At 62.9% G+C, this 16550-nt stretch carries 18 protein-coding genes; 12 read left to right on the top strand and 6 right to left on the bottom strand.

The features are described from left to right. Positions 1–100: 100 nt before the first annotated feature. The 10 genes from def to DOM36_RS14260 all read left to right on the top strand — a co-directional run bounded on the left by def (position 101) and on the right by DOM36_RS14260 (position 10948). Entirely contained in the window at positions 101–607 is a 507-nt protein-coding gene (def, locus tag DOM36_RS14305; protein ID WP_075569688.1) for a peptide deformylase, read from the top strand. A 116-nt stretch (positions 608–723) separates the two neighbouring features. Continuing rightward, the gene (gene fmt, locus DOM36_RS14300) at positions 724–1785 is read left to right on the top strand and encodes a methionyl-tRNA formyltransferase (protein ID WP_110643475.1); all 1062 of its coding nucleotides are present in this window, start codon (positions 724–726) and stop codon (positions 1783–1785) included. Beyond that, entirely contained in the window at positions 1782–3110 is a 1329-nt protein-coding gene (rsmB, locus tag DOM36_RS14295; RefSeq protein ID WP_075569686.1) for a 16S rRNA (cytosine(967)-C(5))-methyltransferase RsmB, read from the top strand. Before fmt ends, rsmB begins: the two co-directional genes overlap by 4 nt. A gap of 138 nt (positions 3111–3248) precedes the next feature. Next, complete coding sequence (locus tag DOM36_RS14290) at positions 3249–3944, top strand: nicotinamidase (RefSeq protein WP_232823859.1); 696 nt, start codon at positions 3249–3251, stop codon at positions 3942–3944. A gap of 91 nt (positions 3945–4035) precedes the next feature. Then, positions 4036–4242, top strand: coding sequence for a dodecin (locus DOM36_RS14285; RefSeq protein ID WP_075569685.1), 207 nt, complete (start codon positions 4036–4038; stop codon positions 4240–4242). Positions 4243–4421: 179 nt separating this feature from the next. Next, positions 4422–5795, top strand: coding sequence for a Trk system potassium transporter TrkA (gene trkA, locus DOM36_RS14280; RefSeq protein WP_075569684.1), 1374 nt, complete (start codon positions 4422–4424; stop codon positions 5793–5795). A gap of 55 nt (positions 5796–5850) precedes the next feature. Beyond that, positions 5851–7299 carry a TrkH family potassium uptake protein gene (locus DOM36_RS14275; protein ID WP_075569683.1) on the top strand — a complete coding sequence of 483 codons (1449 nt, stop codon included), beginning with the start codon at positions 5851–5853 and terminating at the stop codon, positions 7297–7299. 263 nt (positions 7300–7562) lie between these two features. Next, positions 7563–8807 carry a serine/threonine transporter SstT gene (sstT, locus tag DOM36_RS14270; RefSeq protein ID WP_110643473.1) on the top strand — a complete coding sequence of 415 codons (1245 nt, stop codon included), beginning with the start codon at positions 7563–7565 and terminating at the stop codon, positions 8805–8807. 124 nt (positions 8808–8931) lie between these two features. Next, a complete protein-coding gene (locus DOM36_RS14265) occupies positions 8932–10146 on the top strand; it encodes a TraB/GumN family protein (protein ID WP_075569681.1) in 1215 nt (404 codons plus the stop codon). A 328-nt stretch (positions 10147–10474) separates the two neighbouring features. Then, positions 10475–10948: an Hsp20 family protein gene (locus tag DOM36_RS14260; RefSeq protein WP_075569680.1), complete on the top strand. Its 474-nt coding sequence runs from the start codon at positions 10475–10477 to the stop codon at positions 10946–10948. Between the two features lie 97 nt (positions 10949–11045). On the opposite strand, the gene DOM36_RS14255 is transcribed toward DOM36_RS14260, so the two are convergent. Next, complete coding sequence (locus DOM36_RS14255) at positions 11046–12623, bottom strand: BCCT family transporter (protein WP_110643472.1); 1578 nt, start codon at positions 12621–12623, stop codon at positions 11046–11048. 235 nt (positions 12624–12858) lie between these two features. Between DOM36_RS14255 and DOM36_RS14250 the strand changes: the two genes are divergently transcribed. Continuing rightward, complete coding sequence (locus DOM36_RS14250) at positions 12859–13137, top strand: hypothetical protein (RefSeq protein ID WP_075569678.1); 279 nt, start codon at positions 12859–12861, stop codon at positions 13135–13137. 12 nt (positions 13138–13149) lie between these two features. Here DOM36_RS14250 and DOM36_RS14245 read toward each other — a convergent pair whose 3' ends face one another. After that, positions 13150–13455 (bottom strand): hypothetical protein, encoded by a 306-nt coding sequence (locus tag DOM36_RS14245; protein ID WP_075569677.1) that lies wholly within the window; start codon positions 13453–13455, stop codon positions 13150–13152. A gap of 159 nt (positions 13456–13614) precedes the next feature. Between DOM36_RS14245 and DOM36_RS14240 the strand changes: the two genes are divergently transcribed. Then, a complete protein-coding gene (locus DOM36_RS14240) occupies positions 13615–13878 on the top strand; it encodes a type B 50S ribosomal protein L31 (protein ID WP_075569676.1) in 264 nt (87 codons plus the stop codon). Between the two features lie 172 nt (positions 13879–14050). Here DOM36_RS14240 and DOM36_RS14235 read toward each other — a convergent pair whose 3' ends face one another. The 4 genes from DOM36_RS14235 to DOM36_RS14220 form a co-directional block, all read right to left on the bottom strand. Further along, the gene (locus DOM36_RS14235) at positions 14051–14254 is read right to left on the bottom strand and encodes a cold-shock protein (protein WP_071229947.1); all 204 of its coding nucleotides are present in this window, start codon (positions 14252–14254) and stop codon (positions 14051–14053) included. A 354-nt stretch (positions 14255–14608) separates the two neighbouring features. Beyond that, positions 14609–14878, bottom strand: a complete 270-nt coding sequence (locus tag DOM36_RS14230; RefSeq protein ID WP_232823858.1) for a hypothetical protein — start codon at positions 14876–14878, stop codon at positions 14609–14611. A gap of 134 nt (positions 14879–15012) precedes the next feature. Then, positions 15013–15423, bottom strand: coding sequence for a polyketide cyclase (locus DOM36_RS14225; protein ID WP_110643471.1), 411 nt, complete (start codon positions 15421–15423; stop codon positions 15013–15015). 43 nt (positions 15424–15466) lie between these two features. Continuing rightward, the gene (locus DOM36_RS14220) at positions 15467–16399 is read right to left on the bottom strand and encodes a LysR substrate-binding domain-containing protein (protein WP_110643470.1); all 933 of its coding nucleotides are present in this window, start codon (positions 16397–16399) and stop codon (positions 15467–15469) included. Between the last annotated feature and the right edge of the window lie 151 nt (positions 16400–16550).

Below are 16550 nucleotides of genomic sequence, written 5' to 3'. Positions count from 1 at the left end.
CGGCGGCACACGCGATCCCCGTGAAGCGGTTCCCCCGTCGACGCTGGCGCTCTACAATAGGGAGATCACGTCAAACATGCCGATAGGCACGCAAACGAATATGGCCATCAGAACCATTCTCCAGTATCCCGATCCGCGCCTTCGCACCCGAGCGGCACCGGTCGCCCAGGTCGACGACGACATCCGTACGCTGGTCGACGACATGCTCGAAACCATGTACGACGCCGCCGGCATCGGACTCGCCGCGACCCAGATCGACGTCCATCAGCGTGTGATCGTCATGGACGTCAGCGACGACCGCAATGGCCCGCTGGTCTTGATCAACCCGAGCTACGAGCCGCTGGATGACGAACGCGAGCCGCTGCAGGAAGGCTGCCTGTCGATCCCTGATTACTACGCCGAGGTGCCGCGCGCGCTACGGGTTCATCTCAAGGCCACCGATCGCGACGGCAATGCCTACGAACTGGACGCTGACGGATTGCTGGCCCACTGCATCCAGCACGAGTGCGATCATCTCGAAGGCGTGCTGTTCGTCGACTATCTGTCGCCGCTCAAGCGCGACCGGATTCTCAAGAAGATGCAGAAGCGCCTGAAGCAGGACGCCTGATCGCCCACGTCACCCCCAGGCTCTCAAAGGCCGGCGGTCCTCGCGACGCCGGCCTTTCGTCATTCATTTTCCGGCAGCATGCATCAGGAACTTAGCGGACATCAGGAACTTAGCGAATGAGCCACCGTGTTGAAGGACAACCGCTGCGGATCGTCTTCGCCGGCACCCCGGATTTCGCCGCCGAAGGCCTCAAGGCCCTGCTCGCCTCCCGTCATCAGGTCGTCGGGGTCTACACGCAGCCTGACCGCCCCGCCGGTCGTGGCCGCAAGCTCACGCCCAGCCCGGTCAAGCGCCTTGCCCTGGAGCACGCGCTGCCGGTGGAAACGCCGCTCAGTCTCAGGGAGCAGGACGCCCAACGTCGGCTGGCCGAATTCGAGGCCGATGTGATGATCGTCGTCGCCTATGGATTGCTGCTGCCACAGGCGGTACTCGATATTCCTCGGCTAGGCTGCCTCAACGTCCACGCCTCGCTGCTGCCTCGCTGGCGTGGTGCGGCGCCGATCCAGCGCGCCATCGAGGCGGGCGACAGCGAGAGCGGTATCACCCTGATGCAGATGAATGCCGGTCTCGATACCGGCGACATGCTGCTGATCAAGCGCACGCCGATCGACGACACCACGACCGGCGGCGCACTGCATGATCGTCTCGCCGAGCTCGGTGGCCAGACGCTGATCGAGGGCGTCGACGCGCTGGCCGGGAACGGCCTGAGCGCCACGCCGCAGCCGGACGATGGCGTCACCTACGCCAGCAAGCTCTCGAAGTCGGAAGCGGAGCTCGACTTTCATCATTCGGCGGTCGCGCTGTCACGCCGCATTCGCGCCTTCAACCCGTGGCCGGTGGCCTGGACTCGGCTCGACGGCGAGCCACTGCGGCTGTGGTTGGCGCTGCCGGAAACCGATGACCAGACGATGCCCTCCGACAGGGTCAGCTCCGCCGCGCCACAGCCGGGTACGCTGCTCGAATCCGCCGCCGACGCGCTGCGGATCGCCTGCGGCGCCGACGGCCGCGAGGTGCTGCGGGTAACCCAGCTGCAGATGCCCGGTGGCAAGCCGCTCGCGGCACGCGATCTGCTCAACGCCAATCACCCTCGCCTTCGCTCCGGCCAGCGTCTCGGTCAAGATTCCGGCCCATCTTCCGAACAAGGCCACGATCAGTCATCCAAGGAAGCCGCCCAATGAACTCTGGCGATACCCGCGCATTTGCCGCGCAACTGCTGGTGCCGGTGCTGAACGGCAAAGGCTCGCTGTCGAGCCTGGACGCCGACCTGGCCTCCAGCGTGATCAAGGAGCGCGACCGCGGCTTCGTCAAGGCGCTCTGCTTCGGCGTCTGCCGGGCGCATCCGCGTCTGGAAGCACTCGCCGGGCAGTTGCTGCGCGAGCCCATGAAACAGCGCGACACCGACGTTCAGGCACTGCTGCTGATCGGCCTGTACCAGATTCTGCACATGCGCGTGCCGGCCCATGCCGCCGTCAGCGAGACCGCGGGTGCCGCGCGGGCGCTTGGCAAACCGTGGGCGACCCGTGTGCTCAACGGCTGCCTGCGTCGCTTTCAGCGTGAATCGGTCGCGTTGCAAGCCAAGGTCGACAAGGCAGCGCCGGTCGCCCTGTGGCATCCGGACTGGCTACTGCTCGAATTTCGCGATGCCTGGCCGGACGCCTGGCGCGCGATCTGCGAGGCCAACAACGAAGCGGGGCCGATGACGCTGCGGGTCAATCGTCGCCGGGTCACCCGCGATACCTATCTGCAGCGTCTGGAGAGCGCGGGACTGGCCGCCGTGCCCTGCCGTTTTGCAGAAGACGGCATTCAGCTGGAAACGCCCTGCGACGTGACCCAGCTGCCCGGCTTCGCCGACGGCGACGTCAGCGTCCAGGACGAATCCGCTCAGCTGTGTGCCGACCTGCTGGCACCGGCACTGGCGGACAACGCCGAGAAGCGCGTTCTCGATGCCTGCAGTGCGCCCGGCGGCAAGACGGCCCATCTGCTCGAGCGTTTCGACGTTCGGCTCACCGCGCTGGACGTCGACGCGTCGCGGTTGAAGCGGGTCTCCTCGACCCTTCAGCGGCTGGGGCTGGAAGCCACGCTTCATGCGGGCGATGCCAGCGCCCCGGGCGCCGACGACGCCTGGTGGGACGGTGAGCCCTTCGATGCCATCCTGCTCGACGCGCCCTGTTCCGGCACGGGCGTCATTCGACGCCATCCGGACATCAAGCTCGCCCGCCGCCACAGTGACGTCGCCGAACTGGCCGCGCTGCAGGGACGCCTGCTCGACACGCTGTGGGCCAAGCTGGCACCGGGCGGGATCTTGCTCTACGCCACCTGCTCGGTGCTGCCGGCGGAAAACGCGAATCAGATCGAAACGTTCCTGGCCCGTACAGCGGACGCCGTTGCCGACACGCCTGACGATCTCGACTGGGGTCAGCCGGCCGGCCACGGGCGCCAACTGTTTCCCCAGCCGGCAGGTCAGGACGGCTTTTTCTATGCCCGGCTTCGCAAGAACGCCTGATCGCGTCAAGGCGAGCGCGCATCGATGCCGTCGATGGCGCCCACATGCGAGCTCCCCGCCTTGGCGGCCGCCTCACTTGCGACATCCCCGCCCGCCTCCGATACTGAACGGGAATCCGTCACTCGAGGGGCGCTCGCCGTGCCTGATACCGATATTATCGATAGTCCACCACGCACCGAGATGCAGCCCGCCGGGTTGGCGCTCGGTGGCATCAACCCGCATAGCGCCCTGATCATCGTCGACGTGCAGCCGGACTTCATGCCCGGCGGCGCGCTGGCCTGTACCGGAGGCGACGAGATCCTGCTGGGTCTCGAGTGGTTGCTGGCCCAGCATGCGTTCGATCATGTGGTGGCGACCCAGGACTGGCACCCGGCAGGACACGTCTCGTTTGCCTCGAAGCACCCGCCCCATCAACCGTTCGAAGCGTTGGAGTTCTACGGTCACTCTCAAACCCTGTGGCCCGATCACTGCATTCAGCGCACCGAGGGCGCGGCCCTGCATCCGGCGATCGACTGGGCATCCTGCGATGCGATCATTCGCAAGGGCACCGATCCCGGCATCGATTCCTACAGCGCCTTTCGCAACAATATCGGCCCCGACGGTCATCGCCCCGCCACCGGGCTCGCCGGATGGCTGCGCGATCGTCGGGTCACCGATGTCCATGTCTGCGGCCTGGCGCGCGATGTCTGCGTTCTGTGGACTGCCGAGGACGCCGTGGCGGCCGGCTTCAAGACGCATTTTCTGTGGTCGTTGACGCGACCGGTCACCTACGAGACCGACGACGATACCCGCCAGCGTCTCTCGGATCTGGGTATCGCCATCGTCGATATCTGAGCCTCTCGGCTTTCAGGTCCTTGAATATCTCCGGAACCCCGGAAGCGACCGCCGGGGACCCATAACCACGGTTCACCCCAGGAGTTTCATCATGAGCGACCACGTCTACAAGCAGATCGAACTTACCGGTTCTTCGACCACCAGCATCGAGGATGCCGTTCAGAACGCGCTGCAGAAGGCCAGCAAGACGCTGCACGGGATGCGCTGGTTCGAGGTTACCGAGACCCGTGGCCATCTCGAGGACAACCAGCTTTCTCATTGGCAGGTGACCATCAAGGTCGGCGTCACGCTGGATTGATCGACGCCGCCTGCGGCGAAGGTCAGGGCCGGCCGCAGAGATGTCGTCCACGGTCCTGTCATTCGGCCGCCCGGCTCGTTATGCTACGCGCTGATTTCGGCGCCCGGCGGGGTTCGTCCCGGCTTCCGGGCGCCGGGTAAACTGGCAGGCGGTACGCCGTATTTCCGTGACGGTTAGGCATGAAAATTATTATTCTGGGTGCCGGTCAGGTCGGCGGCACATTGGCCGAACACCTGGCCAATGAAGAGAACGACATCACGGTGGTGGATATCAACGAGGAGCGGCTGCGCGAGTTGCAGAACCGCCTCGATATCCGCACGGTGATCGGTACCGCGTCCTACCCCAACATTCTGCGTCAGGCTGGTGGCGAAGACGCCGACATGCTGATCGCGGTGACCAGCTCCGACGAGATCAACATGGTTGCCTGTCAGGTGGCGCACACGCTGTTCCGGACGCCGACCAAGATCGGTCGCGTACGTTCGACGGCCTACCTGACGCGCAAGAGCCTGTTCTCCAACGATGCGATCCCGGTGGACGTGCTGATCAGCCCGGAACAGGTGGTGACCGACCACATCCGTCGTCTGATCGAGTATCCCGGCGCGCTGCAGGTGCTCGATTTCGCCGGTGGCCTGGCCCAGCTGGTCGCGGTCAAGGCCTATTACGGCGGCCCGCTGGTGGGCCAGGAGCTCGGATTCCTGCGCCGCCACATGCCGAACATCGATACCCGCGTGGCGGCGATCTACCGCCGCGACCGACCGATCATTCCTACCGGCGATACCGTCATCGAAGCCGACGACGAAGTCTTCTTCATCGCCGCGCGGCGCGATATCCGCACCGTGATGGGGGAGCTTCGCAAGGTCGATCGCGACTTCCGGCGCGTGTTGATCGCCGGCGGTGGCAATATCGGCGAGCGCCTGGCCGAGACGCTGGAGCACAAGCATCAGGTCAAGATCATCGAGCATGATCTCACCCGCTGCGGCGCGCTCTCCGAAAAGCTCGACCGCACCGTGGTGCTGCACGGCAGCGCCACCAGCAAGCGGCTGATGCTCGAAGAGAACATCGAGGATTGCGACATCTACTGCGCGCTGACCAACGACGACGAGGTCAACATCATGTCGTCGATGCTGGCCAAACGTCTCGGCGCCAAGAAGGTACTGACGCTGATCAACAACGCCGCTTACGTGGATCTGGTTCAGGGTGGCGAGATCGATATCGCCATCTCGCCGCAGCAGACCACCATCGGCAGCCTGCTGACGCACGTTCGCCGCGGCGATATCGTCAATGTCCACTCGCTGCGCCGTGGCGCCGCCGAGGCGATCGAAGCCATCGCCCACGGCGACAAGCGCTCCTCCCGCGTGGTCGGGCGCACGATCAGCGAGGTCGATCTGCCCAGCGGCACCAGCATCGGTGCCATCGTCCGGGGCAAGGAAGTCCTGATCGCCCATGACGATGTCATGATCGAAAGCGGCGACCACCTGATCCTGTTCGTGATCGACAAGCGCCGCATTCGCGACGTCGAGCGGCTATTCCAAGTCGGCCTGACCTTCTTCTGATGCATCACGCCTTCGGCACGACCCGCTTGCTTCGGCCGGCTGGGAGCGACCTTCCGTGAACCTGCTGGTGATTCTGCGCATCGTCGGGCTGCTGCTGATGCTGTTCAGCCTGACCATGGTGCCGCCGATCGTCATCGCCCGGATCTTCCACGACGGCAACTGGCATGCCTTCGGGGCCGGCATGGCGATATCCATCGTCACCGGCGCCCTGCTCTACTGGCCCAACCGCCACGCCAAACGCGAGCTACGCACCCGTGACGGCTTCATCATCACGGTGCTGTTCTGGAGCGTCCTCGGGCTGTTCGGAACGATCCCCTTCATGGTCTCCGAAGCGCCGTCGATGTCGTTTACCGACGCCTTGTTCGAGTCTTTTTCGGGTCTCACCACCACCGGGGCGACGGTTCTCAGCGGCATCGAGCATCTGCCGGCCTCGATTCGCTTCTACCGCCAGCAGCTCCAGTGGCTGGGCGGGATGGGGATCGTGGTACTGGCCGTGGCGATCCTGCCGACGCTCGGCATCGGCGGCATGCAGCTCTACCGCACCGAAATCCCCGGGCCGCTGAAAGATTCCAAGCTGACACCGCGGATCACCGAAACAGCCAAGGCGCTGTGGTACATCTACGTGATTCTGACCGTGGTCTGTGCGCTGGCGTACTGGGTAGCCGGCATGAACTGGTTCGATGCCATCGGCCACAGCTTCGCCACCGTGGCCGTCGGCGGATTCTCCACCTATGACGCCAGCATCGGTCACTTCGATAGCGCCATGATCGAGATGATCTGTGCGTTTTTCATGATCGTCTCCTCGGTCAGCTTCGGCCTGCATTTCGCGGTGTGGCGCGAACGGCGCCTGATGCAGTACATCCGCGATCCGGAATTCCGCTTCTTCGTGACGTTTCTGGGCCTGCTGATCGCGATCACCATCATCACGCTGTTCGCCACCGGCACCTATCACGACGCCACCGGGATCCGTCATGGCCTGTTCGAGGCGGTCTCGGTAGCAACCACCTCGGGCTTCAGCGTGGCCGATTTCACGCTGTGGCCCGGCGTGCTGCCGATCATGCTGTTCATGGCGGCTTTCGTGGGCGCCTGCTCGGGGTCGGCGGGCGGCGGCATCAAGGTGATCCGGATCCTGCTGATCCTGAAACAGGGCATCCGCGAGATCCATCGGCTGATTCACCCCAATGCCGTGTTTGCCGTCAAGGTCGGCAAGATGCGCATCTCGGAGGGCGTGGCCGAGGCTGTCTGGGGATTCTTCTCGGTCTACATGATGCTGTTCGTGGTGATGCTGCTGGCCCTGCTCGCCACCGGCCTCGATCAGGTAACGGCGTGGTCGGCGGTCGGCTCCGCGCTCAACAATCTCGGCCCGGGTCTGGGCGAGGTCACCACCGATTACGGCGACATTCCCGACACCGCCAAGTGGATTCTGGTACTGGCGATGATGCTCGGCCGCCTCGAGATATTCACCATCCTGGTGCTGTTCACACCGGCATTCTGGCGCCGCTGAACGCTCGTCAACGGCCGATGGCGCCTTATGAGGATTGACGACGCGACGGCTGACGACACCCACTCCCCCGACGCTGCCAACGGACGCTGAAAACCGCCTGATTTCGTCGAAAATTCCAAGAACTGACATGCCGGCAGTCAATGCCACCAAAGGTTGATCGAAAGACAGGTCTTCCAGCGCGTGCCGCGCGCGCAGCGATGATAGAATGCCGCCCCTCGTGGCACGCGTCGCCACTGCCATCTCGGTAACTTCAAGAGAGAGTCATGTCCGCCAGCTCCGATACCCGAACCGTCTTCTCGCGCCTGCCTCGCATCGGTCTCATTCCACAGATCCTGATCGGCATCGCGGCGGGCCTGACCCTTGCCGTCCTGGCGCCCTCCCTCGCCCCTTCGGTGGCCATTCTCGGCGATCTCTTCATCGGAGCGCTCAAGGCGGTCGCTCCGATTCTGGTCTTCGCACTGGTCATGGCGGCGATAGCCAGCCACCAGCGTGGCCAACCGACCCAGGTGCGCGGCGTGCTGGTGCTCTACCTGATCGGCACCCTGGTTGCCGCCCTGGTGGCGGTCGCGGCGAGCTTTCTCTTTCCGACGTCACTGATCATCGACGCGCCTCGGGCCAGTGGCACGCCGCCGGCGGGGATCGCCGAGATACTGCGCAATCTGGCGATGAGCGCGGTGGACAACCCGATCAGCGCGTTGAGCGAGGCCAATTTCATCGGCATTCTGGCATGGGCCGTGGGACTCGGGCTGCTGCTGCGTCAGGCCAACGACACCACGCGCCGGGCACTGGCTGATCTCTCGGATGCCGTTTCCGGGCTGGTGCGCTGGATCATTCGGCTGGCACCGCTGGGTATCTTCGGCCTGGTCGCGACGACGTTCGCCTCGACGGGAATGAGCGCGCTGGCCGATTACGGCCAGCTGCTGATCGTGCTGCTCGGCTGCATGGCGTTCGTGGCGCTGGTGACCAATCCGCTGATCGTCTTTCTCTACACCCGTCGCAACCCCTACCCGCTGGTATTTACCTGCCTGCGCGGCAGTGCCATCACCGCGTTCTTCACCCGCAGCAGCGCGGCCAACATTCCGGTCAACATGGAACTGTGCGAACGGCTCGATCTTCACACCGACACCTACGCCGTCTCGATTCCGCTGGGGGCCACGATCAACATGTCCGGCGCGGCCGTCACCATCACCGTGATGACGCTGGCCGCCGCCCATACGCTGGGAATCGATGTGGATTTCGCCACTGCGGTGCTGCTGTGTGTCGTCTCGGCGCTGGCCGCGTGCGGCGTTTCCGGCGTGGCCGGCGGCTCGCTGCTGCTGATCCCGATGGCGGCAAGCCTGTTCGGAATCTCGGCGGATGTCGCCATGCAGGTCGTGGCGATCGGCTTCGTCATCAGCGTGATTCAGGACTCCACCGAGACCGCGCTCAACTCCTCGACCGACGTGCTGTTTACCGCCGCCGCCTGTCGCTCTCCCCGCGCCAAGGCTCGTCTCGCCGGGAATGACTGACCGGCAACCGCAGTCGGCGCCGCCGTTTTGAGCCGTTTTCGGTATCCACGGTTTGGAATTGGCGGCGTGACGTGCAATATGGGGCGACTATCCTTCAGTCCTTTCAGTCTTGGAACGCCCCTAGATGTCTGACACCGCCGCCGGACCTCGCGAGATCGTCGACCTCGCCGACCACCACTTGACGCTGCTGGGCACCGCCCACGTTTCCCAGGCCAGTGCCGATGAGGTTAGCGAACTGATTCGCTCCGGCGAATTCGATGCCGTCGCAATCGAGCTCTGTGCCTCCCGCCACCAGAGCCTGGTACAGCCGGATGCCATGGCCAAGCTCGACCTGTTTCAGGTGCTCAAGCAGGGCAAGGCGGGCATGGTGGCCGCCAGTCTCGCCCTCGGCGCCTTTCAGCAGCGCGTGGCCGAACAGTCGGGGATCGAACCCGGCGCGGAGATGCGCGCCGCGGTCAAGGAGACAACGCGCGCCGGCCTGCCGCTCTATCTGATCGATCGCGAGATCGGCGTGACGCTCAAGCGTATCTATCAGAACGTGCCGTGGTACAAGCGCTTCAGCCTGATTTCCGGGCTGCTGGGTAGCGTGCTGTCGCGCCAGAAAGTCTCCAGCGAAGAGATCGAGAAGCTCAAGCAGGGCGACGTGCTCGAATCCACCTTCGCCGAATTCGCGGAACAGTCTCAGACGCTCTACGAACCCCTGATCACCGAACGTGATCGCTACATGGCGCTCAAGCTGATCGAGGAGCTGCCGGACGGCGGCGCCCGGCGCGTGCTCGTCGTGATCGGTGCCGGCCACCTCAAGGGCATGAAGGCGCATCTGGAGACCCTGGATCAGCAGCGGCCGCCACTCGACGCCGTGATGCAGGAACGCGCCAATCTGGAGTCAGCCGCGCCCCGCTCGCGCTGGTGGAAAGCGATCCCGTGGGTGATCGTCGCCCTGGTGCTGACCGGCTTCGCCATCGGCTTCAGCCGCGATACCGCCTTCGGCTGGTCACTGGTCGGCGAATGGGTACTGATCAACGGCAGCTTCTCCGCCCTGGGCGCACTGATCGCGCTGGGGCACCCATTGACGATCCTGGCGGCGTTCTTCGGTGCGCCACTGACTTCGCTCAATCCGACGATCGGCGTCGGCTTCGTGACCGCCGGCGTCGAGCTCTATCTTCGTCGCCCCACCGTCGGCGACTTCTCGAAGCTTCGCAGCGATGTCAGCCATTGGCGCGGCTGGTGGCGCAATCGTGTCGCCCGTACCCTGCTGGTCTTCCTGCTATCGAGCGTGGGTTCCGCCATCGCGACCTGGGTCGCCGGGCTGCGTATCGCCGGGCAACTGCTCGGCTGATCGATCCGACTGATGAGTGCGCCGTCCACCCGGTCGGCGCTTGAATCCCGCGCAAACGACTCCATATCGCGCCTGAGGCCGTCAACCACGCCGGTTTCGGGCGCACCGAAAAATTTCATGAATTGGCATTTCGATCGCTTGAAAACGGATTCGGCGACCCTATTTAACATAACGTCGAGATGGACTCACAGCGATGGCGCCTCGGTGCATCGCCTCCCTCGACGGCAGATGCCGCCAAGCGGGTCTGCATGACCACGGAAATACAGCTCTGCCCGCGCAGGCGTGCCTAGCGTATTTCCTGACTTCGCTGTCAATCAGGAGGTTACCTATGAACACATTGTCACTCTCCCCACTGTTCCGTCGCTCCGTGGGCTTCGACCGTCTCAACGACCTGTTCGAATCCTCGCTGCAGAACGACGTGCCCAGCTACCCGCCCTACAACGTCGAGAAACATGGCGACAACGACTACCGTATCGCCGTGGCAACGGCGGGATTCGCCGAGCAGGAGCTCGACGTCAATGTCGAGAAACGCGTGCTGACCATCACCGCCGGCAAGGGCGAACGTCAGGACGACGACAGCGTGCAGTATCTGCACCAGGGTATCGCCCAGCGCGCCTTCAAGCTGTCGTTCCGGCTCGATGAGAACATCGAAGTCCAGGGCGCCCGGCTGGAGAACGGCTTGCTGATCGTCGATCTGCTCCGCGTGATACCGGAAGAGCAGCGTCCGCGCCAGATTCCGATCAACGGTAGCCAGCGCCGCCTGACCGAGACGCAATCGAGCGCAGAGACAGTCACTGCCTGAAGCGCGTGACGGCCAGCCGTCGAGCCGATGGCAGCTGACCAGACGACGACACCCCCGACNNGTCGGGGGTGTCGTCTTTCCAGGGAAGCCTGGAGGGTCAGCGCGGTGTCTGGAGCGTGCTCGAATCGTCCAGCACGCCCTGCGCTCTCGCCATCGCGTAGGCCGCCCTGGGCCCGTGCCACAGGGTCGGGATCAGCACCAGCGCGACCGGCACGGCCGGGATCACCAGGAACTGTTGCAGCACGCTGACCTGACCTTCACCCATACCCAGCAGGATCGCCGCCATCAACGCAAAGATGACGCCCCAGAAGGCCCGCAGTGCCGACCCCGGATTATCGTTACCGGCACACACCACGGCCACGGCATAGCTCATCGAGTCGCCGGTCGTGGCAACGAACACGGTCGTCAGCACCAGTACCGCCAGCGCCATCCAGACACCGCCGGGCAACGCCTGCGCCACGGTCAACGTGGCCACGTCGAACTGGAAGTTCTGCAACGGCTGACTGAGATCGATCACGCCTTGCAGTTCATAGAAGATGCCCGAACCGCCAAGCAAGGTGAACCAGACCGTGGTGACGATCGGCGCCAGCACTGCCGTGGCGATGATCATCTCGCGTACCGTCCGCCCGCGCGAGATCCTGGTGACGAAGATCGCCATCGGCGGGGCGAAACCCACGAACCAGGCAAAGAAGAACACCGTCCACCACTTCATCCAGCTTGGCGCCGCCGTCACCGTGGTCATCGTCGACATCTCGAAGAAATTCCCGAGGTAGGTGCCGAAGCCCTGGAACCAGCTGTCGACCAGAAACTGCGTCGGCCCGAACAGCAGAATGATGCCACCGATGATCATCGCCAGAATGACGTTCAGACGACTCAGTACCTGGATGCCGCGATCGATACCGGTCACCGCGGACGTCACATAGATCGCCCCGAGTGCGGCGAGAATTCCCAGCTGCACTTCATAGCCCCGCGGGAAGCCGAACAGATCGTGCAGGCCGAAGCTGACCTGAGTCGCCAGAAAGCCCAACGGGCCGACCGTACCTGCGGTGACGGCGATCGCGCAGATGGCATCCACCACACCGCCGAGGAAACCGCGCACCAGGCGATCTCCCAGTACCGGCGCCAACAGCGTTCGCGGCTGCAGCGGCATACCGCGCTGATAATGCTGATGCGACAGGATCGCGACCGGCAGCGTGCCGAGGATCGCCCAGCCGGTAAAGCCCCAGTGGAAGAAGGCCTGTGCCAGCGCGTTAGGCACGGCCTCGGCGCTACCGGGCTGGGAGTCGAAGGCCGGCGGCGTGACCACGAAATGATAGATCGGCTCGCCGGCGGCGAAGAACACGCCACCACCCGCCAGTAACGTACACAGGATGATCGACACCCAGCGGAAGGTGCTCATGTCGGGCCGATCCTGAGATCCGATGCGCGCGCGCCCGGCCGGCGACACCGCAACGCCGATCGCGATGAAGAACGTCAGCAGCATCAGCAGCTGAAAGAGGCTGCCGAAGGTTTTGGCGGACCAGGTAAAACCGACATCGATCACCTGCGCAACGGTATCCGGCGCCATCGCCGAGGCCGCCAGAAAGATCAGGATGAAACCGATGGTCAAGACAAGTACGACGGGATCGCCAAAGCGGCCACCCTGCGTCGATGGCACGTTGGTGTCGGAGGTCATATCAGGGAGAGGGTTCTTTAGGCATGAAGCGCGCCACACTACCGACCTTAGTCGTAGATCGCAAATTCATTATCGCGCTACGGAGAGGAAAACTGACGCTGGCGACGCGGCCCCGTGGTGATCCATGATCCGATCGGCCGGTAAACCATTCGATCTACACCGAAATGCCAATGGTGGCCGCCTTCGTATCGGCTCTACTCTCAAGAGGGATTTCGCCGATGGAGGAATACGGCCCATGAAAAGCACACCGTTCATCACCGACAGTTTGCTGCAACGTTGTCGCAGAGAGCAGGCCAACCAGTTTCAGCGTTCGCGCCAGAGCTACGATCCAGCCTCGCTTCATGATCGCAAGGAGCTTTCGCTGCTGGTCGAGGAAGCGATCCGGGAAGGGGAAAACTACACATCGATCGTACGCGGTCATGAGAACATCGGCCTGACCGAATCGGATCTGCAGAGCCTCATCGGCCCCGAAAACGCCATTCGCGAGCGCATCGACCGATTCCGACAGATTTGACCAAGCTCCCGCTCAGCTATCGCAGTGACGCCGATATCGCTCAGATTCGGCGTCCAGCGTTACGCGCTCATTGACCTTGCTATAGTAGAAAGGCAGCGCGCCTTGGTCCTGACCGACGACCTGATACAGCCCGCACACACCGTAGCCTTTCTGAACTTCTTTGGTTGCCTGCAACTCGATGTCGCCCTCGACATCGAGTTGCCGCAGAATCAACGACTCGATGTCATCATCGACCTGGCTGTCCAAGACGGCCTGCCCGCCGAAGATGATGGCGAAAGCCACCAGAATGGCGACGACGGGAATGTAGAGGTTGTGCATGTAGAATCGTTATCTGGCAGAAAGAGGATACGCGATGATAACGGATGCCGAATCTCTTCGCACAGGGGCAAGGTCGCGTTCGGCAGATAAGATCTGGCGGATTGCGCCAACCGTCAATTATGTAATAACATAACAAAATTAACCAAAAGGAGCTTCCCCATGAAAGAAGGCATCCACCCCGCCTATCGTCAGGTCATCTTCCACGACACCAGCGTCAACGAGTATTTCAAGATCGGCTCGACCATGACGTCGGATGAAACCATCGAGTGGGAAGACGGCAACACCTACCCTCTCGTTCAACTGGACATTTCCTCGGCGTCGCACCCGTTCTACACCGGCAAGCAGCGCGAAGTCGGCACCGAAGGCCGTGCCGCACAGTTCAAGCGTCGTTTCGGCAGTATCGCAGCGCGCCGCAACAGCTGAAGCGGGATTCACGAAAGCGAGAGCGAAACCCACGACAACGCGCCGGCATCATCGATGCCGGCGCGTTTCGTTTGGAACTTATTTATTGACGCGCAAAAACACCAAGGCCCGCGTTAGCGGGCCTTGGTGCTGGAATCTCTATCGCCCTGGGGCGAAGGATCTACCGAAAGTCTTAGAGCGGCTTGATGTTAGCAGCCTGAAGACCTTTTTTGCCCTGAGTGACGTCGAAAGAAACTTCCTGACCGTCCTGCAGAGACTTGAAGCCGTCGGCTTGGATCTCGGAGAAGTGTGCGAACAGGTCATCGCCACCGTCTGCCGGAGAAATGAAGCCAAAGCCTTTAGTGTCGTTGAACCACTTAACTGTGCCAGTTGCCATGTTACGAATTCCTTTAATGCGCTTAACGCTTAATTACGATTGCCGGGTGCTACCCGATATAGTGGGTAAAACAAGGGGATATAACCAGGCTACCGAATGATTCGAGTGCAACTGACAATATGCGACTTGCTAACCAACTAGGCATTCAGTTTGCTCTCTCACCGGCAGCGAGTCAACCCCCGTGTTCATCGAAAAGCTAAAAACTTTCCATCCGATCGGCAGACCGGATTTTGCCCACACAGAGATCATAGCCTCTCTTCCCTGGTTTCGCAGCCTGCATGCCGATCTCCCCCGCCCTGCCAGGCGCGATCGATAGCTTGGGAGGTCGCGTACCGCGCTGGCGCCCGCCTGGCGCTACGCCCGCAACGACGCTCGCCTTGGGCGATATCCGCCTTTCAGCCACCGGATGCGGTGCCCAAACCAGGCCAGTGCGGTTTTGCCGACCAGCACCACACCGAAAACGATCAGCATCATCAGCACTACCTTGCGGAAGGCCTCGGCATCCATTCGCTGGCGCACGATGCCGCCAAGCCGGGTGCCGACGTAAACCGGCACCAACCCCGCCAGCGACATCCAGATCGATTCGACCGTCATCAGGCCAAGCTTCGCCAGGCCCAGCGCCATGATCAGGCTCGATAAGGTGAAGGAGATATTGATCGCCTGGAAGTGAGCTCGCGCGGTCAGATAGATAGGAATAGAAAGTGTGTGCCGCGCCTCAGGAGCTGGCAATCCTGCCCTTGCCGGCCCCCCCGCCAACGCTAGCCTGACAAGATCGATGTTTCGGAGAGCGTTTTAAGCGCAAGCAGATCCTGGCGAACCCAATCGGTATCCCGCTCGAATGTTGCCTCGTCCATGCCGGGTCGTCGGAAGAGGGTCAGCTGAACTTCCGCCCCGCCATCGTTGGCGATGATCCGCAACGGCACGTAGACCACCTCGCCCGACGCCAGCTCGACCCAATGATCCATGACGCCGTAAGGATTGTGGCCCGTAAAACGAATCAGGACGGATCCTTCTGGCCCCTTCGCCAGCCAACGCTCGCCCTGTTGGCTGAGCCGGGATTGGCTGAGCCCGGAAGCCCATAGAGGAAAGGCCTCCGGCCGCCAGAAGGCTTCATAGACAGACTGCCACGGGCACTCGACCGTGAGGCTGATCGTGATGGCGTCGTGCATGCGTTCACCTCTCGTTTCTGATTTTCCCCTAGCCTACTGACCGTCACTCTTGATGCGCCGAACCGACATCCGTCATGAAATCCTCCTGCCCAAAGTTGTCGGCCAGAAAATCGATCAGCGTACGTACCGCCGGCAACAAGCCGCGTCGCGAGGGGAATACCGCCTGCACCACGCCGTCGCGTGGCGCCCAGTCCGGCAGCACATCGACGAGCCGGCCCTTGGCGATATCGGGCCCGGCCACCAGCATCGGCAGTTGCACGATCCCGAGCCCCGCCAGCGCCGCGCGTCGCAACGTCACCAGATCATCGGTAACCAGTCGTGGCCGGTGATCGATACGCGTACTCACCTCATCCGGCCCCTCCAGACACCAAGTATGACTCGCGCCCGGCCGTTCCCAATCGAGCGACGGCAAGCCGTTGAGATCCCCCGGCACGCTCGGTTGGGAGAAACGCTCGAACAGCGCCGGTGACGCCATCAGACGCTGCGGGCTGCGCGACAGCAGGCGCTGGCTGAGGTCGCTGTCCTCGATCGGCGGAAATCTCACCCGAATGGCCAGGTCGAACCCTTCACGCACCACATCGACCCGCCGACCGCTCGCCTCCAGCTCGATTCGAACCTGCGGATGCATCGCCATGAACTGGGTGAGCAGGTCCCCGACGATAAAGCACAGCAAGCCCGGCGGGCAGCTAACGCGCACCAGGCCCTGGGGCTCGGCGATCGAACGGTCGATCGTCTCCTGTGCCGCCTCGGCCTCCACCACCATGGCCGCACAGTGATCGTAATAGGCACGCCCCAGATCGGTAACGGCGAGACTACGCGTACTGCGATGAATCAAGCGTACGCCGATACGGGTTTCGAGTTCGGCCACGCGCCGGCTCAGCTTGGACTTCGGCACCCCGATCGCCCGGCTCGCCGGGGCGAAGCCACCGTGTTCGACCACCTGGACGAAGTAGTAGAGATCGTTGAGATCCTGCATGTCCACGCTCCCTGAACAGATCGTTCCTGAATGAGATCGTTCTATATATAAGACGCAGCGTTGATCTATTGCCATCTTATCGCCCCTTCGTCCTGTCAATAAGCTCTATTCATCAATCAAAGCCGAGCGATCGGCGGGAGGGCAGAATGAA

Source organism: Salinicola sp. CPA57 (assembly GCF_003206035.1).
GTDB lineage: Bacteria > Pseudomonadota > Gammaproteobacteria > Pseudomonadales > Halomonadaceae > Salinicola > Salinicola socius.
The sequence above is the reverse complement of the archived record's forward strand: the minus strand, read 5'-3'. Positions and strand labels throughout refer to the sequence as shown.